Here is a 25,438-nt window from a genome sequence, read left to right on the forward strand (position 1 = left end):
GGATAAGGCCGTCTGAAAACCGATTATAAAGGCAGTTGTTCCATTTTGTCTGCCTAAATGCCAAGCGGTTGGCGTTTCAGACGGCCTGTCATTGAAGCTTTAATATTTACCGATAAAGGCTTCTGCCTGTCTGCGTGTTTGTGCGTCTTGCGCCAGCAGGCTTTCAATATCATGATGGCCGTCTGAAAAATCTTGGGCAAGGCAGTGGGCAACGACTTTGGCAATATCGGTAAACTTGATGCGTTTATCTAAAAAAGCAGCTACGGCCACTTCGTTTGCGGCGTTCAACACGCAAGGCGCGACGCCGCCTGCATTCATGGCCTGATAGGCAAGTTTCAGACATGGGAAACGGTCAAAGTCAGGCTTCTGGAAGGTCAACGCGGACAATGCGCCGAAATCCAGTTCGCCCACGCCGGAATCGATGCGTTCGGGCAGGCCCAAACAATAAGCAATCGGCGTACGCATATCGGGATTGCCCAACTGCGCCAATACCGAACCATCGCGATAACGCACCATGCTGTGTATCACGGATTGCGGATGGATGACGACTTCCAGTTTTTCCGGCGGACAGTTAAACAGCCAATGCGCCTCAATCAACTCCAAGCCCTTATTCATCATTGACGCGGAATCGACGGAAATTTTGCGCCCCATGCTCCAATTCGGATGCTTGACCGCCTGCTCGGGCGTAATGCTGTCAAATGTACTTAAATCGGCGTTAAGGAAGGGGCCGCCCGATGCGGTCAGGATAATCGAATTGATACCGTGCTCATTCAGACGGCCTGTGTAATCCCTTGGCAATACTTGGAAGATGGCGTTGTGTTCGCTGTCAATCGGCAAGACGGTGGCGCCGTTTTGACGGGCGGTTTCCATAAACAATGCGCCGGAAACCACCAGCGTTTCTTTGTTGGCCAGATAAATGGTTTTGCCTTTTCGAGCGGCGGCCAAAGCCGAGGGTAAACCGGCCGCGCCGACAATGGCACACATCACGCCGCTGACTTCATCGGCCGAAGCCACATCAATCAGGGCTTGAGCACCATATAAAACCTGCGTATCGATGCCTTCTTGTTTGAGTTTCTTTTCCAGCTCGGCCGCATGGCCGGCATCGCCGACAACGGCATATTCCGGGCGGAACTGTTTGCATTGCGCCGCCAGCTTGTCCACCTGCCTATGCCCTGCCAGCGCAAACACGCGGAATTTTTCGGGATGGCGGGAAACAACGTCCAAAGTGCTTTCGCCTATGCTGCCGGTACTGCCTAATATGGTCAGAACTTGTTGTGTCATGGTGTGTTCTTTGTGTGCTGTGCAAACGGTATTCATTGTGTTTGAAATAGATTTCTTTGCCGTTTCCAATTTTCAGACGGCCTTTTGCCTCCCGGCTAAACAGGCCGTCTGAAAGAATTACTCAATGCCGTATTCGATGGTAACAACCAGTCGGACTTGTTTGCCGACGGTGCTTTTATCGTAAGAACCGCCGTATTCGTCGTCCTCACTGCTGCCGGTGTCGGCATAGATGTTGAACGAGCCTTGCGAAGCAGAACGCATGGCGCCCACTTTGCCGCCGCCGGTTTTGGCAAATTCGGCCGCGCGTTTCTGCGCATCCTCAGTCGCCTGCGTGATCAAATCGCGTTTGATGGTTTCCAAATTGCCCAGCAAATATTGCGGATTGTCGAAGCGGATAAATTCGTTTTGCGCACGGAAATTCAAAATGGTGCGCTGGGCGGCTTGGATTTTGTCCAGTTTTTTGGTGTTGACCACAATATTGAGGTCGCCGTCGTAGCCGTTGGGTGTGCGGGTTACGTTGCCCAGTTCGTCGCGGGTTTCATTGAAAACGCGCGATACTTCGGGCAGGCCCACTTTCATTTCAGCCGCCGTAAAGCCTTGCTCGCCCAAAAACTTAGACAGCTTCTTGCGTCTTGCCGTCAGCAAATCCAAAACTTCCTGATAGCTCTCGCCGTGCGCGTTCACGCCCGTATTCCACGTCGCGCTGTCGGATTGGAAGTTTTTCTCCGCCAAACCTTTTACGGTAATCGTCCCCGGTTGGCGCAGATTCTTAAACTGCACGCCCAAAATAAACGCCGCAGCCATCAATCCCAGTGCCAACAATACGCCCAAAATCGATAAAGATGAAATCTGTTTTTGTTCGGACATAATCAGCTCCCTCAACAACGTGAGACAGGCGGTTTAAAACAAATATACAAAGGCAGCATAAATGCTGATAACGGCAATCAGGCTGTCCACACGGTCGAACACGCCGCCGTGCCCCGGCAGCAGATTGCTGCTGTCTTTGATACCGGCCGCACGTTTGAGCCAGCTTTCCAGCAAATCGCCGCACACGCTGACCACAATCAGAATCAAGCCGATCAAAATCGTTTTGAACCAACCGGCTTCAAAAGCCAGCCAACCGGCTTTCCATACGATGGTCATGTACACGGCAACGCACAATGCGCCGCCGATCGCACCTTCCCAGCTTTTACCCGGGCTGATGGTCGGCGCAATTTTGCGCTTGCCAAACGATTTGCCACAGAAATACGCGCCAATATCGGCCACCCACACCAAACCCATAATTGCCAATAAAGACAACGCGTCTTCAGGCTGAGGGCGCAGGTAAACCAGTGCGAACCAAAACGGCATCACCAACAACCAACCGACCGTGTAAGCCTGCCAGCCGCCGTTTAACTTCCATTTCGCTTTCAGCCACCAAGGCATGACAATCAGCCAAAACACCAATACGACATACCAAACCAAATCAGGCAACTGCCAACCGCCGGCATAGGCAATCACACCAAACACCAGCGTTGAAGCCAAATAATGATTGATTTTCAGCTTGTCCAAGCCGCTCATGCGGGCATATTCCCACAAAGTCAGCATGGCAATCAGGCCGCAAAACGCCGCCCACAGCCACATAGGCGCATAAAACAGCATACCCAGCATCAGCGGCAAAAGCCACAGCGCCGTCAAAATCCGTTGTTTCAACATAGTCCTCAACCCCGTTGCTGCTCAACCGGCAGCTGCTCGGAAGTCCGCCCGAAGCGGCGTTCCCGTTTTTGGAACGAAGTAATCGCCTCATTCAGCGATTTCTCATTAAAATCAGGCCACAGCGTATCCGTAAAATACAATTCAGCGTACGCCATCTGCCACAGCAGGAAATTACTGATGCGCGTCTCTCCTCCGGTGCGGATAAACAAATCTGGCTCGGGTGCATCGCCCAACATCAAATAGCGCGACAACGCCTCTTCCGTAATCTCAGTTACACCCTCGGCAATCAACTGATTTGCCGCCTGCAAAATATCCCAGCGGCCGCCATAATCGGCGGCAATGCTCAAAGTCAAGCCGGTATTGTTTGCCGTCAACGCCTCGGCCGCCTCAATCCCCTTCAGGATTTCAGCATTAAACCGCTCGCGGCTGCCGATGACCCTCAAGCGCATATTGTTATCGTGCAAACGGCGCACCTGCTTTTGCAAAGCCTGCAAAAACAGCCCCATCAGAAAAGAAACCTCTTCCTCGGGGCGTCGCCAGTTTTCAGTCGAAAAAGCAAACACGGTCAAATACTGCACACCCAGCTCAGCACAATGCTTCACCATGTTCTCCAGCGCATCCAAGCCGCGCTTATGCCCCATCACACGGGGAAGAAAACGCTTCTTTGCCCAACGTCCGTTGCCGTCCATAATCACAGCAATATGTCGGGGGATGGCAGAGTGTTCCAAAATTGTCTGCGTACTGCTTTTCATGTCTGCCTTTCAGGGAGCAAACCGTCCAAAGGCCGTCTGAACGGTTTGCACACAGGATTAAATCGCCATCAAATCTTCTTCTTTGGCAGCCAAGAGCTTGTCTGCCTCAGCAATATATTTGTCGGTCAACTTCTGAACCGCTTCCTCGCCACGGCGGGCTTCATCTTCAGAAATTTCTTTGTCTTTCAACAATTTTTTGATGTGGTCGTTTGCATCACGGCGCACATTACGGATAGACACACGACCCTCTTCTGCCTCGCTGCGTACCACTTTGATCAGATCCTTACGGCGTTCCTCAGTCAGCATAGGCATAGGGACACGGATCAAATCGCCGACAGAAGCAGGGTTTAGGCCCAAGTTGGAATCACGGATCGCTTTCTCAACTTTTGAAGCCATATTGCTCTCGAAAGGTTTCACCCCAATCGTACGCGCATCCAAAAGCGTCACGTTTGCCACTTGGCTCACAGGCACCATGCTGCCCCAGTATTCCACTTCCACTTGGTCGAGCAGGCCGGTATGCGCACGGCCGGTACGCACTTTAGCCAAATTGTCTTTCAATACTTCCAGAGAACGCTGCATTTTGCCTTCAGCTGTCTTTTGAATATCATTAATCATCTTATACTTTCAATTTCATAGGAATAAAACAGGATTAACCGAGAATAGTACCGTTAAACCGCCCCCACGACAAGGCTTTACGCCCCAACATCCTTGTTTTCTAACCGATATTTAACATCAAACAAAATAAAGGCCGTCTGAAAATCTTTCAGACGGCCTTTATTGTTTCAAGCAACTACATCAACTCGGCCTTTTCCTGAATTTATTTGGAAACTAAGCTTCTATCTTGAGACCATTGTTTCCATCCACACAAAGAACGAATTTTATTGCTAATAGATATAAACAACTCTACTCTTTTCAATCGAAATGAATTTCCTCGGGAAATATACCGATAATCGGTTATAATGACCAATTATCTAAATTGATTAAACATATCAAATAACTGTAGCATTGAATTTACTATGTTACAATGTTTGCAAATGTTACACATAACTACGTAAAGAAATCTCGATATGAGATTTCTTTTTAATCACTTTTAAAGACTTATATTTCATTCAACCATTGAGAGATAAAAAATGAAAAAAGCCTTTTCTATCTTTTCCATCAGTCTTCTGACTCTAAATACGGGGTATTAATTATGCGAAAACTTATTTTTACAGTTCTATTCATCCTCCCCTCTTTTTCTTTGGCTGGAAACTTACATTGTAAAAAGCCCGTAGAAGAAATGATTGGGGAAAGCCAAAGATGCTTTTACCAAGGGGGACTAAGCGATGCCATTACTGCTTTTAGCAAATATTCTGCTCAATGGAATAAAAAGAAAGGTGAGTCCATCCCTTTTCTTTGGTTTCCCATTTTAAAAAACGGCATACCCAAAACAACCGTAACAATGGCACAATTACCAAAATCTCGTTCTGTAACGCCTTTCTCAGAAACTAAAGACTATCCTTTGGAGACCATTGTTGCCGGTATTGAATGGAAAAACAAAAATAAAGTCAAAATTATGGGATGTGTTTATGAGACAGATTATTGTCTCTCCGCTACTTTTATCCAAAAAGAAGATAAAGTCTTTATTGAATCCATATCTACCTAACTCAAAGATGTAGTCATTGCCACCTACATTCTCAAATACAAGGCCGTCTGAAAATCTTTCAGACGGCCTTTTCCTTATTCAAATCCTACTCTCTATTCCGCTCATTCCAAAAGTAACGCCATACGAAGCATGGGAAGGCAAAAATCAGGTAGAGGCAGACAACGGTCGCATAAAACTCCCAATCTTGGGCATGTACGGCTCCGGCGCGCGATTCGAGGATATAGGCGAGAATCGCGGTAAGAAGGAAGCCTGCCAACAATTCGATCAAGTGATGGCCGATGTGTTTGCGTTTCAGGGCGATGATGCCGAAGAATTTGGTGGTAATAAATGGTGCGTTGGCAAAGATAAGTGCCAACAGCAAAAGAATGTACATGGATGCGGTCATGATGGTCTTTCTGTTTTCAGACGGCCTGCGTGTGATTTTAACATGTTAAATGGGCATTCTTGCCCATCATTATCCGTGGGATATTCAATATCTTGATGATACCTGCTTGATGATTGTTCAAAGGCTTGAGGCCGTCTGAACTTTGGGTATATTTCATCCGAATGCGAATCCTAACAAAAACGGCGACTTTGGAACAGCCGCCGTTGGTTTTGTTTGAAGCTTACAGGGTATTTTCCAATGCTTTGGCACACCAGTCGATAACGGTTTGCGGCATGATACCCCAGAGGAGCAGCAGGAAGGCATTGACCGTCAGGACAAATTTAGCGGCATAGTTACTGCCGACCGGCTGGTCATGGTCAGGCGCATCGAAGTAGATGACTTTGACCACGCGCAGGTAGTAGAACGCGCCAATCAGAGACATGATGACGGCAAACACTGACAACCAAACATAGCCTTGTTTCAAGAGCGCCATAATCACGCCGAACTTGGCATAAAAGCCCATCAGCGGCGGAATACCTGCCATGGAGAACATGGACAGCAACATCAAGAAGGCAAACCATGCATGGCGGTGGTTAAGGCCAGCGAGGTCTTTGATTTCTTCACACTCAATGTCTTTGGTAGACAATACCATCAAAACACCGAAGCTGACTGCCGCCATCACAGCATAGGTAATGGCGTAATACAAACCTGCGGTAAAGCCGACCGCGCCTGCCATAAACGCCAACAGGATAAAGCCCATGTGCGATACGGTGGAATAGGCAAGCATACGTTTGATATTGGTTTGCATAATGGCAGCAAGGTTACCGACCACCAAAGAAGCAACGGCAAGAATGGCCAACATCGGCGCCCAGTCTGAATGTATGGTACCCATGCCGGTAACAAGGATACGGAACGCAAAGACAACGGCGGCGATTTTCGGAGCAGTACCCACAAAGGCGGTAACAGAGGTCGGCGCACCATCGTACACATCGGGCACCCACATATGGAATGGAACCGCACCCAATTTAAATGCAATGGCGACCACAATAAACACCATACCCAATTTCAACAACCATTCATTGGCCTGCTCATTGAAAGCAGAAGCCAAGACGGAAGCAAAATCAAGGGAACCGGTGGCGCCGTAAACCATAGAAATACCATAGAGCAGCAAACCGGAGGCCAACGCGCCCAATACGAAGTATTTCAGCGCAGCCTCGGCAGAGCGGCCGGAATCGCGGCGCAGGGCAATCATGGCGTACAGCGACAAAGACAACAATTCCAAACCGATATACGCAGTCAGGAAATGTGCCGAGCTGACCATAACGCTCATACCCAACAGGGCAAACAATGACAGGGTGTAAAACTCGCCTTTAAAGATTTGGCGGTCTTGATTGTACGGTTTACTGTAAATAAACAGACCAAACGTCAGTGCATACAGCACCAGTTTTGCCAAACAGGACATGCCGTCTGCAATATACATACCGTGAAAGGCATCGACACTGCCCTGCTCCCATACCGCCAATTGGGTAATAGCCACAATAATGACCGTTCCCAAACTCATCAGATGGGTCAAATAGCGGTTTTTATCGCAAATCCACAAGTCTGCCAGCAATACGACACCCAATAGCGCAAGCAGCACGATTTCGGGCATGGCGGGCATTAAATTCAAATCAGACCAGTTCATTTACACACCTCAAATCTTGCTTTGTGCCACATGGGCAATCAAATCGTTTGCCGCTTGATGCACCACTTCGATAAACGCTTGCGGATACAGACCCATGCCCAATACAGCAACCGCCAAAATTGCCAAAATCGCAAATTCGCGGCAATTGATGTCTTTCATTTCGGCAACGTGCGGATTGTGGATCGTACCAAAAATAACGCGTTTGTACATCCACAGGGTATAAGACGCACCGTAAATCAGGGTCATGGCAGCCAAAGCGCCTACCCAGAAATTCACTTTAACCGCGCCCATAATCACCATAAACTCGCCCACGAAGCCGGAAGTCGCAGGCAGACCGGCATTGGCCATACCGAACAACATCATAAACGCCGCAAACTTAGGCATCACATTGACCACGCCGCCATAATCGGCAATATTGCGAGTATGCAGGCGGTCGTACATCACGCCGATACACATAAACATCGCGGCAGACACAAAACCGTGGGAAATCATTTGAATGATTGCACCTTTCAATGCCCAATCATTCAATTGGCCGTTCACAAACAGGAACATACCCAAAGTGACAAAACCCATATGGCTGATGGAAGAATACGCCACCAGTTTTTTCATATCGGTTTGCACCAAAGCCACCATACCGATGTAAATCACGGCAATCAGGCTCAATACAATGATTACAGGGGCGAAATAGCGTGCCGCATCCGGCATAATCGGCAGGATAAAGCGCAAGAAACCATACGCACCCAGTTTCAGCGTAATTGCCGCCAACACCATCGAACCGCCGGTCGGCGCTTCAACGTGGGCATCCGGCAACCAAGTGTGCACAGGGAACATCGGCACTTTTACGGCGAATGACAGGAAGAACGCTACAAACAAAAGCTGTTGTACGCCCAACGGAATCTGTTTGATGTTTTGGAAATCAACAATAGAGAAGCTGTTTGTCTGATAGTGCAGGTAAACCATAGCAACCAGCATCAAGAGTGAACCCATCAGCGTATAGAGGAACAGCTTGACCGACGCATAGACGCGACGCGGGCCGCCCCATACACCGATAATCAGGTACAGCGGAATCAGCATACCCTCGAAGAACACATAAAACAGAATTGCATCCTGCGCAGCAAACGCACCGTTAATCAAACCCGACATCATCAGGAATGCCGCCATATACTGCGCCGGACGTTTCTGAATGACTTCCCAACCGGCCAATACCACCAACAGCGTAATAAACGCATTCAAGATGATAAAGAGCACTGAAATACCGTCCACGCCCAATGCATAGTTGATTTTCAGAAGCGGAATCCACTCGTGGAACTCGGTAAATTGATAGCCGCCGCTCAAACGGTCGAAACCGGTAAACAGGGGCAGCGTTACCAAGAAACCGGCAAGCGCACCCATGAAGGCAAGCACACGCGCCAGCGGCGCACGGCTGTCTTTACCGGTCGCCAAAACCAGCACACCTGCGGCGATGGGTATCCATATTGCCAAGCTGAGTAGGTAGTTGGAAAACATAGTGGTTAACCTGTGGTTAAAATAAAAATGTGTTTATGTGGATATTTCTTCGTTTCAGACGGCCTGAAGGTTTAAGGCCGTCTAAAACCTTATTCTTATCGGAACAATCCCCAGAAGGTCATGCCGAGCAGTACCAATACGCCAAATACCATAGCGGCGGCATAGGTGTAGATAAAGCCGGTTTGGGCTTTACGCACTTGCGCGGCAATCGCGCCAACCAGTTTGGCGGAGCCGTTGACAATACCGTTGTCGATAATGGCGGTATCGCCGACTTTCCAGAAGAAAGTACCCAATGCGCGCGTGCCTTTAGCGAAGACGTTGAAATACAGGGCGTCGAGGTAGTATTTGTTTTCAAACAAAACGTAAACCGGACGGAACGCCTGTGCAATTTTCGCAGGCAGGTGCGGCAGTTTGACGTACAAAAGCCATGCGCTCAAGACACCTGCGATAGCGAGGTAGAGTACAGGCGAATGCAGGCTGTGCGACACCATTGCCAATGCGCCGTGGAACTCTTCCTTCATGATGTGCATAGTCGGATGCGCGTCGGCGTTGACGAAAATCACGTCTTTGAAGAAATCGCCGTAAAGCATAGGCTCGATGGCAACATAGCCGATGATGACGGACGGAATGGCCAGCAAAATCAAAGGCAGGGTAACAACCAGCGGGCTTTCGTGCGGATTGTCGTTTTTGCCCAAGCCGTGATGTTCTTCGCCATGATGATCGTCATGATGCTCAGGCAGGTTGCGCCATTTCTCTTCGCCGTGGAACACCATAAAGTATTGGCGGAACGCGTAGAACGCAGTAACAAACACGCTGGCGAGGACGGCAAAATAAGCAAAGCCGCTACCCGGCAGGGTGCTGTATTTCGCTGCTTCGATAATCGAATCTTTAGAATAGAAGCCGGAGAAGAATGGCGTACCGATCAGCGACAAGTTACCGATCAGCATGGTCAGCCAAGTAATCGGCATGTATTTTTTCAGGTTACCCATGTGGCGCATGTCTTGGTCGTGGTGCATACCGATAATCGCGCTACCTGCGGCCAAGAACAACAAGGCTTTAAAGAAAGCGTGAGTCATCACATGGAACATCGCCACGGAATAGGCAGACGCGCCCAGAGCCACGGTCATGTAGCCCAGTTGCGACAGGGTGGAATACGCAACCACACGTTTGATGTCGTTTTGAATCACGCCCAAGAAACCCATAAACAAGGCGGTAATCGCACCGATTACCATGATGACAGACAGCGCAGTGCTGCTCATCTCATAAATCGGCGACATACGCGATACCATGAACAGACCGGCGGTAACCATGGTTGCGGCATGAATCAATGCAGAAATCGGAGTCGGGCCTTCCATCGAATCAGGCAGCCAGACATGCAGTGGGAATTGTGCCGATTTACCCATCGCACCGACAAACAGGAGCAAACAGGTTACGGTAATCAAAGACCATTCCACACCGGGGAACAGTTGGATAGTGGCCGTCTGAACATTAGGCAGATAAGCGAATACATCTTGATAGCGCAAGCTACCGCCGAAATAGGCAAGCACCAAGCCGATACCGAGCAAAAAGCCGAAGTCGCCGACACGGTTGATCAAAAAGGCTTTCAGGTTGGCAAATGTTGCGCTTGGACGTTTGAAATAGAAACCGATCAAGAGATACGACACCAAGCCCACAGCCTCCCAGCCGAAGAAGAGCTGGATGAAGTTGTTGCTCATAATCAGCATCAACATGCTGAAAGTAAACAAAGAAATATAGCTGAAGAAGCGTTGGTAGCCGACTTTTTCATCATGCATATAGCCGATGGTGTAGATATGCACCATCAACGACACGCCCGTTACCACGACCATCATCATCGCCGTCATCGTATCGACCAAGAAGCCGACGGAGAAATCCAAACCTCCCATTGTCAGCCAGGTATAGACGTTCTCGTCAAACTTGGCACGGCTGCCGTCGATAAAGCCCCACAGCACATAAGCCGACAGCACGGCGGACACCGCCACGCCGAGTATCGTAACCGTATGCGCGCCGGCACGTCCGATTTTATTGCCGAACAAACCCGCAATCAGCGAGCCTGCCAAAGGCACAAGGGCAATTACCAAATATAAAGTCATGTCGTTCATGATTACCCTTTCAACTCATCCAAATCGGCAACGTTGATTGTTTTTCTGTTACGGTACACCAATACCATAATCGCCAAACCGATGGCAGATTCGGCAGCAGCAACGGTCAGTACGAAAAATACGAAAATCTGTCCGGCAGTATCGCCCAAATGTTGCGAGAAGGCGATAAAGTTGAAGTTTACCGCCAAAAGCATCAGCTCGATGGACATCAACAATACCAGCACGTTTTTGCGGTTCATAAAGATGCCCATCGCGCTGATACCGAACAGGAGCGCGCCCAATACCAAATAATGCGTCAAGGTAATCATGCTTTGCCCTCCTCTTTCGGCTTGAGGTCGTCTGAAACTTCGTTTTCTTCCGCAGATTCGGTTTGTGGTTTCACGGCTTCCATTTTCACCAGACGCATACGGCCTTTATCGGCACGTACTTTAACTTGGTCGGCAGGATCCATGCGTTTCGGATTGGTAGTTTTACGGTGAACCAGCGCAATCGCGGCCACCATACCCAACAGCAGCAATACCGCCGCCAATTCAAACGGCAACAGGTAGTCGGTATAAATACGGCTGCCCAAATCGCGGATATTGTTGTAATCGGCCGGAATGTCTTTCATCAGACCAAATGCGGCCAGGTCGGTTTTCGGGTTGACCAGAATCAGAATCAGGGCAACTGCCAACAATGTGCCGACCACACCGGCAACAGGCGCATGACGCCAGAAACCGGCGCGCATTTCTTCAATGTCGATGTTCAACATCATCACAACGAACAGGAACAACACCATCACGGCGCCGACGTAAACCACCACCAGCGTCACGCCCAAGAATTCGGCCTGCATCAGCATCCAAATCATCGCGCTCACACAGAAGGTCAGCACTAAATGCAAAGCGGCGTGCACAGGGTTTTTAGCGGTAACGGTACGAACCGCACCGTACAAAACGATGGCGGCAAGAATATAGAACAGAATCGCGGAAAAAGTCATTCGTCTGCTCCTTAACGATACGGCGCGTCAGCGGCTTTGCGTTTGGCGATTTCAGCTTCGTATTTGTCGCCAATGGCCAAAAGAATCGGCTTGGTCATGTGCAAGTCGCCTTTTTTCTCGCCGTGGTATTCAAAAATATGGGTTTCCACAATCGCATCGGTCGGGCAGGCCTCTTCGCAGAAACCGCAGAAGATGCACTTGGTCAGGTCGATGTCGTAACGCTTGGTGCGGCGGGTGCCGTCTTCGCGTTCTTCCGATTCAATGTTAATCGCCATTGCCGGACAAACTGCCTCGCACAATTTACACGCAATACAGCGCTCTTCGCCGTTCGGATAACGGCGTTGCGCGTGCAGGCCACGGAAACGCACGGATTGCGGCGTTTTTTCTTCGGGGAAGTAAATCGTGTCTTTGCGGGCGAAGAAGTTTTTGAGCGTTACGCCCATGCCTTTCACCAATTCGCCCAGCAGGAAGGTTTTTACTAAATTAGCCATTTTCGGATGCTCTTTTCGGATTGTTCTGTTTACAGGCCGTCTGAAAGCGGTTTTTTTAACCTGCCGCGCCCACCATTTCTAAAAACTCGGCTTCGGTCAGCTTCGGGGTATCGTTGGCCAAGTCATAATACGGAGCTTTGCAATCAATAAAGATTTGTGAGGTAGTTTCAAAGCCCGCGTTGTCGGCAAACAGCCCGGCGTTGATGTAATAATCGTTGCCAACCTGCACAAACAGGTGTGTGCCGCAGTGTTTGCAAAAACAGCGTTGCGCCCATTCGGACGACTGATAATGCGCGATGTGCTCGCTGCCTGTGATTTCGGGCGACCGGGCGGCCAAAGTAAAAGACGCGCCGCTGCCCCATGTGCGGCATTTCCCGCAATGGCAGGCGTGGAGTTCGCGGTTTTCGGCGGTTTCCAGTGATACTGCGCCGCACAGGCATTGAGCTTTCATCGGTTTCTCTCGGTTTGAAACGGTTAAAAATTTGGGGTTCAGGCTACCTGAAAACTTTCAGACGGCCTCCCGGCCCTATTTCCACAAATTCAGCGGTGAAATCATCCACACGCCCAAAATCACGATGTAGGCGAAGCCGATCGGAATCAGCACTTTCCAGCCCAAACGCATGATTTGGTCGTAACGGTAGCGTGGGAAAGTTGCACGGATCCACAGGTACCAGTACAGCACCGCCGCCATTTTCACGAACATCCAGAATGCGGCAGGCGTACCGATAAAGCCCCAGCTTTGCGGGAACGGAGACAACCAGCCGCCGAGGAACATCAGCGATGTCAGCGCGGCAATCAGAATCATGAAAATGTATTCGGCAAGGAAGAACAGCGCGAATGCGAAGCCGGAGTATTCGACGTGGTGACCGGCAACGATTTCAGACTCACCCTCTGCCACGTCAAACGGCGCGCGGTTGGTTTCGGCAACGGCGGAAATCAGATAGACGATGAAGATGGGGAAGAGCGGCAGCCAGTTCCAAGAGAATACCGAACCGCCAGCAATACCTTTAGCTTGTGCGGCAACGATGTCGGAGAAGTTCATGCTGCCCGATACCATCACGACGCACACCAGCGCGGCACTCATGGCAATCTCATAGGAAATGCTTTGTGCGGAAGCACGCATTGCACCTAAGAACGAATATTTGGAGTTGGAAGCCCAGCCTGCGATGATCACGCCGTAAACCGACAGCGAGGTAATCATCAGGATGTACAAAAGGCCGATATTGATGTTGGTCAGCACCCATTCTTCGTTAAACGGAATCACTGCCCATGCCGCAAAAGACGGAGCAAGCGACATAATCGGGCCGATATAGAACAGAGCTTTGTTTGACAGCTTCGGACGGGTTACCTCTTTAAACAAGAGTTTGAACACGTCGGCAAACGGCTGAATCAGACCCCACGGGCCGGTTACGTTCGGGCCGACACGAAGCTGCATAAAGCCGATGACTTTACGTTCGAAATATGTCAGGTAGGCAACGGTCAGAATCAGCGGAATCAGGATAATCACGATTTTGACGATGACGGATACCACCAAGCCTACGGTAATACCCAAATCGCCCAGACCGAGCGTTGCGGCAAAGAGGTTTTGGAACCATTCTTGCATGATCAAGCTCCCGCCAGTTCAATAGTGTCCATCAACGCACCCAGCGCGGCATTTTCGGTATGCAACGGCAGATGCACCACGTTTTCAGGCAAACCGGCATCGGCTTTGACTACAACCGATACGCTTGCGCCGTTTTGTTTGGCGACAGCGGTTTGTCCGTCTTGCAGGCCCAAGCGCGCCAATGTGTTCGGATTTACACGCACGGCAGGCACGGCGGCATGGCTGGTTTCTTGCAACGGTGCGGAACGGCGCACAATAGAATCAGTGTGATAAATACCGACGCCGCCGACACGGACGAGGCGGTCTGAGGCCGTCTGAATGCCCTCCCCTGTCCATGTGCTACGGTTGTTCAGTTTGGACTGCAGGCTTTCCGCGTCTAACGCGTCTTTCAGAATCGCGGCAGTATCGTGGTATTCAAAGCCTTGCAGGTCAAACAGGTTGCCCAATACGCGCAATACTTTCCACATCGGACGCGAATCGCCGAAGCCTTGTACCACGCCGTGGAAAGATTGCAGACGGCCTTCCATATTGATGAAGCTGCCTGATGTTTCGGTAAACGGCGCAATCGGCAACAATACGTCGCACACGTCCAGCAGCGTTTCGCTGACAAACGGTGTAAACGCCATCACACTTTTCGCCTGTTTCAACGCGGCAACCGCTTTCGCACCGTCAACCGTATCGATTTCAGGCTCGACGTTGAGCAGCAAGACTGCCTGTTTCGGCGCGTTTGCCATTTCGGCAACGCTCTCGCCGGAGTTTACATTCAAGACATCCGCACCAACGCTGTTGGCGGCTTGCGGCAAAATGCCCAGCACTGCGCCGGTCGCGTCAGCCAGCTCTTGCGCGGCGGCATAAATGGCGGCGTAATCAGGATGGTTTTGCACTTCCGCGCCCAAAATCACTGCTGCTTTTTCAGCATTTTTCAGGCTGGCGGTAACTGCGTGTTCCGCATTGGCAGACAGGTTTTTCAGACGGCCTGCCCATTCGTCGGGATGTGCGGCTTCTTGAGACAGAAGCGGCATAAACAATTCTTCTTTACTGCTAGCCAATACGCTCAACGCCATACGGTCTTTGGCAGCGCGGCGCAGACGGGCGGTTAGGAGCGGCTGTTCTTTGCGCAAGTTCGCGCCGACTACCAATACGGCATCGTTGTCAGCCAAAGATTCAATGCTTTGTCCCAACCATTGCGCACCTTTAAGGCCGTCTGAAAGACGTTTGTCTTGTTGGCGCAAACGGGTTGCAAAGTTTTTAACACCCAAGCCGTCGGCAAATTTTTTGGCCAGATACAGCTCTTCAACCGTATTCATAGGATTGGCCCAAACGCCGACTTGGTTTTGGTTGCCGTCTTTGGCGATACATTCAATCGCGCTGCGGACATATTCCAACGCGGTTTTCCAATCCACGTCCATCCACTCGCCGCCCTGTTTGATTTTCGGGTTTTTCAGACGGCTTTCGTGATACAGGCCTTCGTAGGCAAAACGGTCGCGGTCGGATAGCCAGCATTCGTTGATGGCTTCGTTTTCCAGCGGCAACACGCGGCGGACGGTATGGTCTTTGGTTTGCACAATCAGATTACTGCCCAAAGCGTCATGGGCGGAAACGGACTTACGGCGGTTCAATTCCCAAGTACGCGCGTTGAAGCGGAACGGTTTGCTGGTCAATGCGCCGACAGGACACAAATCGATGACGTTGCCTGACAATTCGGTTTCCACTGCTTTGCCGATAAAAGGCATGATCTCGGAATGTTCGCCGCGGTTGGCCATGGCGATTTCTTGCACGCCGGCGATTTCTTCAGTGAAACGAACGCAACGGGTACAGTGGATACAACGGCTCATTTCCTCGGCGGAAACCAAAGGACCCATGTCCTTGCCGACGACGGAACGTTTTTCTTCGGTATAACGGCTGGTGGTTTTGCCGTAGCCCATCGCCAAATCCTGCAACTGGCATTCGCCGCCTTGGTCGCAGGTCGGACAATCAAGCGGATGGTTGATGAGCAGGAACTCCATCACGCCTTCTTGCGCCTCTCGGGCTTTTGCCGAATGCGTACGCACAATCATGCCGTCTGTAACCGGCGTGGCACAGGCGGGCAGAGGTTTGGGGGCTTTTTCCACGTCTACCAAACACATACGGCAGTTGGCGGCGATGGAAAGTTTTTTGTGGTAACAGAAATGCGGGATATAAGTACCGAGCTTGTGCGCGGCTTCAATTACCGTCGCGCCCTGCTCCACAGATACCTGTTTGCCGTCGATTTCGATTTGTAACATGGTTCGTTCCTAGTTACGGGTATTTAATAAATAATTCTTTTAGAGGCCGTCTGAAAACTTAGCACCATTTATTCGGTTTCATCGGTCCGCCGTGTTCGATGTAATGCACAAACTCATCACGGAAATGCTTGGTAAAGCTGCGAACTGGGAAGACAGCGGCATCGGCAAGGGCGCAGATGGTGCGGCCTGCCATTTGGTTACCGATAGAATCCAGCAAATCCAAGTCTTCCATGCGGCCTTTGCCTTCTACGATGCGGTGGACGATGCGGTAGAGCCAGCCGGTACCTTCACGACAAGGCGTACATTGACCGCAAGACTCGTCATAGTAGAAGTAGCTCAGGCGCTCAAGGGCTTTGACCATGCACACGTCTTCGTCCATGACGATAATCGCGCCGGAACCCAGCATCGAGCCGGCTTTGGAAATCGAGTCATAGTCCATATTGGTCTGCATCATGATATCGGCAGGCAACACGGGCGCGGACGAACCGCCGGGAATGACGGCTTTAAGTTTTTTACCGCCACGCATACCGCCCGCCATTTTCAAGACTTCGGCAAACGGCGTACCCAATGGCACTTCATAGTTGCCCGGACGCTCGACATGACCGGAAATACAGAACAATTTGGTACCACCTGCATTCGGAATACCTTTATCGGCAAATGCCTGTCCGCCGTCACGGATAATGAAGGGGACGGAGGAGAACGTTTCGGTATTGTTGATGGTAGTCGGTTTGCCGTACAGGCCGAACGAAGCAGGGAATGGCGGTTTAAAGCGAGGCTGGCCTTTTTTTCCTTCCAACGATTCGAGCAATGCGGTTTCTTCGCCGCAAATATATGCGCCGTAGCCGTGGTGGGCGAAGAGTTCAAATTCAAAATCCGAACCCAAAATATTTTTACCCAAAAAGCCTGCGGCACGCGCCTGCTCCAAAGCAGCTTCAAAACGTTGGTAACCTTCGAAAATTTCGCCGTGGATGTAGTTGTAGCCGGCTTTCGCACCCATCGCGTAACCGGCAATAATCATGCCTTCAATCAGGGCATGAGGATTGAACATGATGATGTCGCGGTCTTTAAATGTACCCGGCTCGCCTTCGTCGGTATTGCAGACGACGTATTTTTCGCCTGGGAAGGAACGGGGCATAAAGCTCCATTTCAAACCGGTCGGGAAGCCCGCACCGCCACGACCGCGCAAGCCGGAGGTTTTGACTTCGTCAATCACATCGGTTTGCGAGATGTTTTCGGACAGGATTTTACGCAGGGCGGAATAGCCGCCACGTTTGACGTATTCGTCCAATGTCCAGCAATCGGGATTGGCGGTATCCACTTGGTCAAAAATCACGCCTGATTGGTAAATAGCCATTTTTGGTGTGCCTGTTCGTTTTCGTATCGGTTGCAGCCGTTGTTTTCAGACGGCCTTTTATTTCAGTTCGGCAAGTTTCTTGTCAATCGCTTCTTCGGTCATAAAGCTGCACATGCTGTGGTTGTTGACCAGCATGACCGGAGCATCGCCACATGCGCCCATGCATTCGCCTTCGACGAGGGTGAATTTGCCGTCGGGCGTGGTTTCGCCGTAGCCGATACCGAGTTTTTTCTTCAGGTATTCGCCGGTATCCATGCCGCCACGCAGAGCGCAGGGCAAGTTGGTGCAGACGGTCAGTTTGTATTTGCCGACGGGCTCAAGGTCGTACATATTGTAGAAAGTAGCGACTTCGTAGGCTTGTGCAGGCGAGATGCCGATATAGTTTGCGACAAAGGCGATGGTCTCAGGAGCAAGCCAGCCTTTTTCGGTCTGGGCAATACGCAGCGCACCCATAATGGCGGAGCGGTGGCGATCAGCTGGGTATTTGGCCAGTTCTGTGTCGATTTGTTGCAACGATTGTGCGGATAACATGGTTTTATTCTCGATAAAATGATGGGCAGGTTTCAGACTGCCTGAAGACTAATTTAAACGGTTAAATCCACTCTTCGTTTTGCAAATGATTTCACTACGGCTTCATACCATTGTTTAATGGTTTGAGTGGTTTCCACATCATCATTGGCGCAGCGGTTTAGTGTACCGCGCGGCTGTTTTAATATTTTTGGGTCAATCGCCCAATCCAATACGCGGATAGGACGGCGGTTCACAATCCATGCAGTTTCCGGATTTGCATCATCGGTAACCTTATATGCTCCGCCGGTAACTTGGACAAGCGCAATCAATTCTTGACCGCGTTTTAGCGCAACAATGTCATTAACCTGAATTTCATTGATAAATGCGGCAATTTGACCTTCTCCGCCTTTCCACTGTCCCAAACCGATGATTTTTTTGTGTTCTAAAATCCAATCAATGTTTTCAGAAAATTCCATTTCGCCAGTTGGATGCATCTGCATATGCCAAAAATTCATTTCTAATATTCCTCGTATTTGTTTGCCCAGCTTTCAGGCAGCCTGAAAAGTGCAGGCTGTTTTTTTTGCGGCTTACCTGTCCACTTCCCCGAATACGATGTCTTGCGTGCCGATGATGGCAACGACGTCGGCCAGCATGTGGCCTTTTGCCATTTCGTCCATACCTTGCAGGTGGGCAAAGCCGGGTGCGCGGATTTTCAGGCGGTAGGGTTTGTTTGCGCCGTCTGAAATGATGTAAACGCCGAACTCGCCTTTCGGATGTTCGACAGCGGTGTAGGTCTCGCCCTCAGGAACGTGCATACCTTCGGTAAAGAGTTTGAAATGGTGAATCAGGTCTTCCATACCTGTTTTCATTTCGGTACGTTTGGGCGGAGCGAATTTGTGGTTTGTGGTAATGACCGGACCCGGATTGACACGCAACCACTCGGAACATTGTTTGATGATGCGTACGGATTGACGCATTTCTTCCATACGGCAGAGGTAACGGTCGTAGCAGTCGCCGTTGACGCCAACGGGGATGTCGAAATCCATTTTGTCGTACACTTCGTAAGGTTGTGTCTTACGCACGTCCCATTCCACGCCTGAACCGCGCAACATAACGCCAGTAAAGCCTTTTTGCATGGCGCGCTCAGGAGTGACAACGCCGATGCCGACGGTACGCTGTTTCCAAATACGGTTGTCGGTCAGGAGGGTTTCGAGTGTATCGATGTTTTTCGGGAAACGTTCGCAGAAGGCGTCGATAAAGTCGAGCATGGTGCCTTCACGGGATTCGTTGAGCTGCTTCAATACTTTGGCGTTGCGGAATTTGCTGCTCTCGTATTTGGGCATGAAGTCGGGCAGGTCGCGGTAAACGCCGCCAGGACGGAAGTAGGCTGCGTGCATACGTGCGCCGGACACGGCTTCGTACAAGTCCATCAGCTCTTCGCGATCGCGGAAGGCGTAAAGGATGGCGGTCATCGCACCGATGTCGAATGCGTGCGAACCGATGCCCATCAAGTGATTGAGGATGCGCGTTACTTCGGCGAACATCACACGAATATACTGGGCGCGGATAGGTACATCAATGCCGGCGAGTTTTTCTACCGCCAAGCAGTATGCCTGCTCGTTGACCATCATGGAGACGTAGTCCAAGCGGTCCATATAGGGCAGGGCTTGCAGATAGGTTTTGGTTTCAGCCAGTTTTTCAGTACCGCGGTGCAGGAGGCCGATATGCGGGTCGGCGCGGACGATGGTTTCGCCCTCCAACTCCAAAATCATACGCAATACGCCGTGCGCCGCAGGGTGTTGCGGGCCGAAGTTGATGGTGTAGTTTCTTAATTTATTGGCCACCGTAGTTCTCCTCACGGACGATACGCGGCGTGATCTCGCGCGGCTCAATGGTAACAGGTTGGTAAATCACGCGTTTTTGCTCTTCGTCGTAACGCATTTCCACATAGCCGGAAATCGGGAAGTCTTTGCGGAACGGATGTCCGACAAAGCCGTAATCGGTCAGGATGCGGCGCAAGTCCGGGTGGTTGTTGAACATGATGCCGTACATATCGAAGGCTTCGCGTTCATACCAATCCGCGCTATTGTAAATATCGACTACGGATTCGACTACGGGGAAGTCGTCGTCTGAAACCCAGACGCGTACGCGGATGCGTTGATTGTTTTTAACGGAAAGCAACTGACTGACGACGGCAAAGCGTTTGCCCTGCCATACTTCGTTTTTGTAAGTGCTGTAATCGACACCGCACAAGTCAACCAGAAGCTCGAAATGCAGCTCTTCATGGTCACGCAATGCGGTCATGACTGAAATATAGTGTTCGGGCAGACACTCGACGGTAATCTCGCCCAAAGCTGAAATGACTTTGCTTGCCTGATCGCCAAGCACGCCGATGACGGTCTCGTATAAGTTTTGAATGCTTGCCATATCGTCCTCTCCTTACTCGTCACGCGCGATGGTGGAAGTGCGCTTGATTTTTTGTTGGAGCTGAATCAGGCCGTAAATCAGGGCTTCCGCAGTCGGCGGACAACCCGGCACATAAACGTCTACCGGCACGACGCGGTCGGCACCGCGCACAACGGAATAAGAGTAATGATAATAGCCGCCGCCGTTGGCACATGAGCCCATAGACAATACCCAACGCGGCTCGGCGAGCTGGTCGTATACGCGGCGCAGGGCAGGCGCCATTTTGTTGGTCAGCGTACCTGCCACAATCATCAGGTCGGCCTGACGTGGGGACGGACGGAAAATGATACCGAAACGGTCAAGGTCATAACGCGCCATACCCGCATGCATCATTTCCACGGCGCAGCAGGCCAAGCCGAAAGTAACCGGCCACAATGAACCGGTACGCATATAGTTCAACACCGTATCCGCGCTGGTGGTGATGAAACCTTTTTTCAAAACGCCTTCTATTCCCATTCCAGCGCACCTTTTTTCCATTCGTAAATAAAGCCTACCGTCAGAACGACGATAAACACCAGCATAGACCAGAAGCCGTATGCGCCCAAATCTTTGAACACGACAGCCCACGGCAACATGAACGCGACCTCCAAATCGAACAGGATGAAGAGGATGGCGACGAGGTAATAGCGCACGTCGAACTTCATCCTTGCGTTTTCAAAGGCTTCAAAACCGCATTCGTAAGGCGCGTCTTTTTCGGCGTAGTGGCGTTTCGGGCCTAAAATCGTGCCGAGCAGAATAAACAGCACGCCGGCCGCAAGGCCGACGAGGATGAATACGAGGACGGGGAAATAACTGGCCAACATGGTCGTACCTAACTGGTTGACAGACAAATCTTAAAAATAGATTACCATTTTATCGAATTTCAAAAGCCATTTAAAGGTAAATATCAGCAAATCAGCAAAAAAACCTCAATAAATTCAATAAAGTTGTGAGAACAATTATTATTCTTATTTAATATTTCACAATTTTAATTTCAGTTTAATCATGTATCATTTCATTCGGATTCTCCGCCTATCCGATTTATGCCCCGAATCCGCCCTCTTTCCAATTCCCAATAAAACATGAGGCCGTCTGAAATAGATTATTTTCAGACGGCCTGTATACATCACATCCATTTAAATGGACAAATCAATCGACACCTTTGAGCATGCGGTTCAATACCGGGGCGAGTACCAACAGGATACCGCAGGTTACTGCGCCGATGGTGGCCAGCATCCAGTAGAAATCCAATGGCGACTGAGCATTGTAGTAGTCTTTAAACAACACTCCGCCCAAAGTAAAGCCGATGGACAATGCCAAAAAATTCAAAGCAACCATTTGTGTTTTAAACATGCTCGGTGCGATTTTGGTAGAAAACGACAGCGAAATCGGTGACAGCATCAGCTCGCCTATCGTAATCGCCAGCAACACCAGCATAAACACGATAATCGGCATCGGGGTTCCGGATGAAATATACGGAATAAAACTCAAATAAGAGACGCCGGTTACCAACATGGCCAGTGCAAACTTCAACGGCGTTTTAGGTTGGCGTTTGCCCATTTTCGTCCACACCGCCGCCATCACGCCGGAAAAGAGGACCACCCACATGGCCTGTATCGAATCTTTCCATGAAACAGGCACGGTAAAGCCGAAGAAAGTACGGTCAACCGTTTCGTCAAAATAAACCGTTGCAACGGTGTACACCTGAAACCAAACCGCCCAGAACATACAAATAGTCAAAAACAGCGGAATATAGGCCATGATGTAACGTTTATTGGCTGCCTCAACTTGGCTGCTGCCCAGCAAGCGTGCAAAATAAGCGATAACGGTGATAATGACCACGCCCAAAAGCCAGCGTGAAAAGTTCTCAAGATTGAGCGCGCCGGAAGCAATCACGCTGCTCAACACCAAAACCAGCAACACGCCGACAGCTATTGCAGTCTGTATCTTTTCAGGACGCAACGGATTCGGAGCCGGAGTATGCGGCAGGTTTTTACGGCCGCGCGAATACCACAGCAGGCCAAATGCCATACCGACGGCCGCTGCGCCGAAACCGTAATGGAAACCCATTCTGTCTTGCAAAATACCGGTCAACAAAGGGCCTAAGAAACCGCCGATATTGATGGAAATATAGAAAATGGAGAAACCGGCATCGCGTAATTCGCGCAGGTCGTCCCGTTCATACAAAGAGCCGACCATCGAACCGGCAGACGATTTCACGCCGCCGCTGCCCAGCGCGATAAACACCAAGCCCAACAGCAATCCCATTAAGCCCGGCACAATCGCCAATAAAATATGGCCGGTCATCACGACGATACCGGCGATAAACAGGGTACGCTCCGCACCCCAAATGCGGTCGGCCAACCATGCACCGAGAATGGTGGACAGGTAAACGCTGCCACCGTACGCGCCGACAATGCCGCCGGCCAAAGCCTTATCCATACCCAAACCGCCTTGATTCGCGGCGTAATACAGATAAATCAGCAGGATGCCCTGCATACCGTAGAAGGAAAAACGTTCCCACAGCTCAATGTGGAATAGGGTGGATAATTGCAAAGGATGGCCGAAGAAAGTTTTCTCGGCAGAAGATGGCTTTTGACCGGACATTATGAGTTCTCCTATATATTAGACAGGCTCAGGCTTCAGACGGCCTGTTATACCTACCAATCATTTTTATGGAAGCCATATATTACCGTCAATCTTTGCATTTGCAAAACATTAAAAAGCATATTCTTACAGAAAGATTAATATTCGCATTTAAAAAAGAACTCAATAGCTACATAACAAGCATATCGCGGCCATCTCCGTCATGCCCTACATATTCAAAAACCTATTAATTTTTAGATTTGCTATATTGTATTTTTCATGCGGCCGAAAACGGATATATTTACGGCGTTCGGCATTCCATTTAGACTGATAAGACTTTAGCTTATTCAAATAGATAAAACCTTTTACCCGCTGGAAATATAAATCATCGGAGTGGATATAGTTACTGCCATATTCAACAACAAACAGGCCGTCTGAAACCTTTCAGACGGCCTGTTTATCTCTTACGGTTTACACACCTTGTTTCAGGCTGGCTTCGATGAAGCCGTCCAAGTCGCCGTCCAATACGGCTTTGGTGTTGCCGACTTCGTAGCCTGTACGCAAGTCTTTGATGCGTGAGGAATCCAAGACGTACGAACGGATTTGGCTGCCCCAACCCACATCGGACTTGCCTTCTTCCAATGCCTGCTTCTCTTCGTTGCGTTTGCGCATTTCCAATTCGTACAGTTTGGATTTCAACATTTCCATCGCGGCGGCTTTGTTGGCGTGTTGCGAACGGTCATTTTGACATTGCACCACAATCCCTGTCGGCTCGTGGGTAATACGCACAGCGGAGTCGGTTTTATTAATGTGCTGACCGCCTGCACCGGATGCGCGGTAAGTGTCGATACGCAAATCGGCGGGGTTGATTTCGATTTCGATGGAGTCGTCGATTTCGGGGTACACGAACACGGACGAGAACGACGTGTGGCGTTTGTTGTTCGAGTCAAACGGCGAATAGCGAACCAAGCGGTGAACGCCGGTTTCGGTACGCAGCAGGCCGTAGGCGTATTCGCCTTCCACACGGATGGTGGCGCGGTTGATGCCTGCGATTTCGCCGTCGTCTTCTTCAAGGATTTCGATTTTGAAGCCTTTGCGTTCGGCGTAGCGGCTGTACATACGGAACAGCATACCCGCCCAGTCTTCGGCTTCGGTACCACCCGCGCCTGCGGTAATGTCGATAAAGCAGTTGTTCGGGTCGGCAGGCTGGTTGAACATTCGTTTGAATTCGAGGTCGGCCATTTGTTTTTCCAAACCGGCCACATCTTCCTGCACGGCGGCGAAACCTTCTTCGTCGTTTTCTTCGACGGCCATTTCGATCAGCATGCGGTTGTCTTCGATGCCTGTGGCGATGTTGTCGAGGGTCACCACGATGCCTTCGAGGATTTTGCGCTCTTTGCCGATTTCTTGGGCGCGTTTGGGGTCGTTCCAGAGTTCCGGGTCTTCGGAGAGGCCGATGACTTCTTCCAATCGGTCTTTCTTGCCCTGATAGTCCATATAGACACGGATGTCTTCGCTGCGCTTCTCCAAGTCGTTTAGGGTGTTGTTAAGCTGGTTGATTACTTCGGCTTCCATGATTCTTGTGTTCTTTCAAAATTTTAGGGGCGTATTGTAAGGGATTTGCCTGTTTTTTTCCATGACCGGGCCGTCTGAAAATGTGCAGTTTGGCTTTTCAGACGGCCTCGATTTTGAATTTTTCCATCCAAAGCCGCCAGTCGTTGTCTATCGGCGCTTGTACAGTCATCCGGCTGCCGTCTTCTATGCTTTGGAAACTGAGGCTTCGCGCGTGCAACATTAAGCGTTGCGTGCCGATATGTTCGGCAACGGCATAGTTTTGGCGCAAATCGCCGTAGTTGGTGTCGCCGACGATGGGGTGGAAAATGTGTTTCATATGGCGGCGGAGTTGGTGTTTGCGACCTGTGTGCGGCGTAAGTTCGGCCCACGAATAACGCGAGGTCGGATAACGCAGGGCGGACTGGAACGGCAACTCGGTTTGTGCCAGACAACGGTAGGCGGTTTGCGCTTCCTGCAATGTGGCTTCGGTCTGCGCTTCGGCGATTTTGTCGGGCATATATTTGAGGGCGTAATCAATCAGGCCGTCTGAAGGCAGATGACCGCGAACAATCGCCCGAGACCTTTGCAAAAAAGCCCTTCCCCAACAG

At 50.4% G+C, this 25,438-nt stretch carries 26 protein-coding genes; 1 reads left to right on the plus strand and 25 read right to left on the minus strand.

Going from position 1 to position 25,438, the window contains the following annotated elements:
* Positions 1 to 99: 99 nt before the first annotated feature.
* The 5 genes from ispC to frr all read right to left on the minus strand — a co-directional run bounded on the left by ispC (position 100) and on the right by frr (position 4,343).
* Entirely contained in the window at positions 100 to 1,281 is a 1,182-nt protein-coding gene (gene ispC, locus HMPREF2606_RS10180) for a 1-deoxy-D-xylulose-5-phosphate reductoisomerase (RefSeq protein ID WP_070843629.1), read from the minus strand.
* A gap of 117 nt (positions 1,282 to 1,398) precedes the next feature.
* The gene (locus HMPREF2606_RS10185) at positions 1,399 to 2,148 is read right to left on the minus strand and encodes an SIMPL domain-containing protein (protein ID WP_070843617.1); all 750 of its coding nucleotides are present in this window, start codon (positions 2,146 to 2,148) and stop codon (positions 1,399 to 1,401) included.
* A 33-nt stretch (positions 2,149 to 2,181) separates the two neighbouring features.
* Positions 2,182 to 2,976, minus strand: coding sequence for a phosphatidate cytidylyltransferase (locus HMPREF2606_RS10190; RefSeq protein WP_070843619.1), 795 nt, complete (start codon positions 2,974 to 2,976; stop codon positions 2,182 to 2,184).
* A 5-nt stretch (positions 2,977 to 2,981) separates the two neighbouring features.
* The gene (locus HMPREF2606_RS10195) at positions 2,982 to 3,728 is read right to left on the minus strand and encodes an isoprenyl transferase (protein WP_070843621.1); all 747 of its coding nucleotides are present in this window, start codon (positions 3,726 to 3,728) and stop codon (positions 2,982 to 2,984) included.
* Between the two features lie 57 nt (positions 3,729 to 3,785).
* Entirely contained in the window at positions 3,786 to 4,343 is a 558-nt protein-coding gene (gene frr / locus HMPREF2606_RS10200) for a ribosome recycling factor (RefSeq protein ID WP_004519127.1), read from the minus strand.
* A 577-nt stretch (positions 4,344 to 4,920) separates the two neighbouring features.
* Between frr and HMPREF2606_RS10205 the strand changes: the two genes are divergently transcribed.
* Positions 4,921 to 5,373: a hypothetical protein gene (locus tag HMPREF2606_RS10205; protein ID WP_036493924.1), complete on the plus strand. Its 453-nt coding sequence runs from the start codon at positions 4,921 to 4,923 to the stop codon at positions 5,371 to 5,373.
* 85 nt (positions 5,374 to 5,458) lie between these two features.
* On the opposite strand, the gene HMPREF2606_RS10210 is transcribed toward HMPREF2606_RS10205, so the two are convergent.
* The 20 genes from HMPREF2606_RS10210 to HMPREF2606_RS10305 all read right to left on the minus strand — a co-directional run.
* Positions 5,459 to 5,758 (minus strand): DUF2818 family protein, encoded by a 300-nt coding sequence (locus HMPREF2606_RS10210; protein WP_003686671.1) that lies wholly within the window; start codon positions 5,756 to 5,758, stop codon positions 5,459 to 5,461.
* A gap of 220 nt (positions 5,759 to 5,978) precedes the next feature.
* On the minus strand, positions 5,979 to 7,421 hold the full coding sequence (gene nuoN / locus HMPREF2606_RS10215) for an NADH-quinone oxidoreductase subunit NuoN (protein ID WP_070584409.1): 1,443 nt from the start codon (positions 7,419 to 7,421) through the stop codon (positions 5,979 to 5,981).
* Positions 7,422 to 7,430: 9 nt separating this feature from the next.
* Entirely contained in the window at positions 7,431 to 8,927 is a 1,497-nt protein-coding gene (locus tag HMPREF2606_RS10220; protein WP_070584411.1) for an NADH-quinone oxidoreductase subunit M, read from the minus strand.
* Positions 8,928 to 9,022: 95 nt separating this feature from the next.
* Complete coding sequence (nuoL, locus tag HMPREF2606_RS10225) at positions 9,023 to 11,047, minus strand: NADH-quinone oxidoreductase subunit L (RefSeq protein ID WP_070584412.1); 2,025 nt, start codon at positions 11,045 to 11,047, stop codon at positions 9,023 to 9,025.
* Between the two features lie 2 nt (positions 11,048 to 11,049).
* Positions 11,050 to 11,355: an NADH-quinone oxidoreductase subunit NuoK gene (gene nuoK, locus HMPREF2606_RS10230; protein ID WP_003759427.1), complete on the minus strand. Its 306-nt coding sequence runs from the start codon at positions 11,353 to 11,355 to the stop codon at positions 11,050 to 11,052.
* Positions 11,352 to 12,023, minus strand: coding sequence for an NADH-quinone oxidoreductase subunit J (locus HMPREF2606_RS10235; RefSeq protein WP_070843623.1), 672 nt, complete (start codon positions 12,021 to 12,023; stop codon positions 11,352 to 11,354). Before HMPREF2606_RS10235 ends, nuoK begins: the two co-directional genes overlap by 4 nt.
* 11 nt (positions 12,024 to 12,034) lie before the next feature.
* The gene (gene nuoI / locus HMPREF2606_RS10240; RefSeq protein WP_002216341.1) at positions 12,035 to 12,514 is read right to left on the minus strand and encodes an NADH-quinone oxidoreductase subunit NuoI; all 480 of its coding nucleotides are present in this window, start codon (positions 12,512 to 12,514) and stop codon (positions 12,035 to 12,037) included.
* 55 nt (positions 12,515 to 12,569) lie between these two features.
* Positions 12,570 to 12,965, minus strand: coding sequence for a GFA family protein (locus HMPREF2606_RS10245; RefSeq protein ID WP_003676990.1), 396 nt, complete (start codon positions 12,963 to 12,965; stop codon positions 12,570 to 12,572).
* A 75-nt stretch (positions 12,966 to 13,040) separates the two neighbouring features.
* Positions 13,041 to 14,117: an NADH-quinone oxidoreductase subunit NuoH gene (gene nuoH, locus HMPREF2606_RS10250; RefSeq protein WP_070843624.1), complete on the minus strand. Its 1,077-nt coding sequence runs from the start codon at positions 14,115 to 14,117 to the stop codon at positions 13,041 to 13,043.
* A gap of 2 nt (positions 14,118 to 14,119) precedes the next feature.
* Complete coding sequence (nuoG, locus tag HMPREF2606_RS10255) at positions 14,120 to 16,381, minus strand: NADH-quinone oxidoreductase subunit NuoG (protein WP_070843625.1); 2,262 nt, start codon at positions 16,379 to 16,381, stop codon at positions 14,120 to 14,122.
* Positions 16,382 to 16,439: 58 nt separating this feature from the next.
* On the minus strand, positions 16,440 to 17,735 hold the full coding sequence (nuoF, locus tag HMPREF2606_RS10260; protein ID WP_070712383.1) for an NADH-quinone oxidoreductase subunit NuoF: 1,296 nt from the start codon (positions 17,733 to 17,735) through the stop codon (positions 16,440 to 16,442).
* Between the two features lie 57 nt (positions 17,736 to 17,792).
* Positions 17,793 to 18,266 (minus strand): NADH-quinone oxidoreductase subunit NuoE, encoded by a 474-nt coding sequence (gene nuoE, locus HMPREF2606_RS10265; protein WP_070712384.1) that lies wholly within the window; start codon positions 18,264 to 18,266, stop codon positions 17,793 to 17,795.
* Positions 18,267 to 18,319: 53 nt separating this feature from the next.
* Positions 18,320 to 18,760 carry a hypothetical protein gene (locus HMPREF2606_RS10270; RefSeq protein ID WP_049335747.1) on the minus strand — a complete coding sequence of 147 codons (441 nt, stop codon included), beginning with the start codon at positions 18,758 to 18,760 and terminating at the stop codon, positions 18,320 to 18,322.
* A gap of 72 nt (positions 18,761 to 18,832) precedes the next feature.
* The gene (gene nuoD / locus HMPREF2606_RS10275; RefSeq protein ID WP_049332998.1) at positions 18,833 to 20,089 is read right to left on the minus strand and encodes an NADH dehydrogenase (quinone) subunit D; all 1,257 of its coding nucleotides are present in this window, start codon (positions 20,087 to 20,089) and stop codon (positions 18,833 to 18,835) included.
* The gene (locus HMPREF2606_RS10280) at positions 20,079 to 20,672 is read right to left on the minus strand and encodes an NADH-quinone oxidoreductase subunit C (protein ID WP_002258030.1); all 594 of its coding nucleotides are present in this window, start codon (positions 20,670 to 20,672) and stop codon (positions 20,079 to 20,081) included. Before HMPREF2606_RS10280 ends, nuoD begins: the two co-directional genes overlap by 11 nt.
* Before the next feature lie 12 nt (positions 20,673 to 20,684).
* Positions 20,685 to 21,167, minus strand: a complete 483-nt coding sequence (locus tag HMPREF2606_RS10285; RefSeq protein WP_002215610.1) for a NuoB/complex I 20 kDa subunit family protein — start codon at positions 21,165 to 21,167, stop codon at positions 20,685 to 20,687.
* The gene (locus tag HMPREF2606_RS10290; RefSeq protein WP_003708115.1) at positions 21,158 to 21,514 is read right to left on the minus strand and encodes an NADH-quinone oxidoreductase subunit A; all 357 of its coding nucleotides are present in this window, start codon (positions 21,512 to 21,514) and stop codon (positions 21,158 to 21,160) included. The genes HMPREF2606_RS10285 and HMPREF2606_RS10290 overlap by 10 nt, the downstream gene beginning before the upstream one ends.
* Before the next feature lie 325 nt (positions 21,515 to 21,839).
* On the minus strand, positions 21,840 to 23,297 hold the full coding sequence (locus HMPREF2606_RS10295) for an oligopeptide:H+ symporter (protein WP_070843627.1): 1,458 nt from the start codon (positions 23,295 to 23,297) through the stop codon (positions 21,840 to 21,842).
* A 450-nt stretch (positions 23,298 to 23,747) separates the two neighbouring features.
* Entirely contained in the window at positions 23,748 to 24,851 is a 1,104-nt protein-coding gene (gene prfB, locus HMPREF2606_RS10300; protein WP_049328751.1) for a peptide chain release factor 2, read from the minus strand.
* Between the two features lie 97 nt (positions 24,852 to 24,948).
* Positions 24,949 to 25,438: pseudouridine synthase (locus tag HMPREF2606_RS10305; RefSeq protein ID WP_283122363.1), on the minus strand; the 490-nt coding region annotated here is incomplete at its 5' end.

It is taken from the genome of Neisseria sp. HMSC070H10 (genome assembly GCF_001837635.1).
In the GTDB taxonomy this organism is placed as follows: domain Bacteria; phylum Pseudomonadota; class Gammaproteobacteria; order Burkholderiales; family Neisseriaceae; genus Neisseria; species Neisseria subflava_A.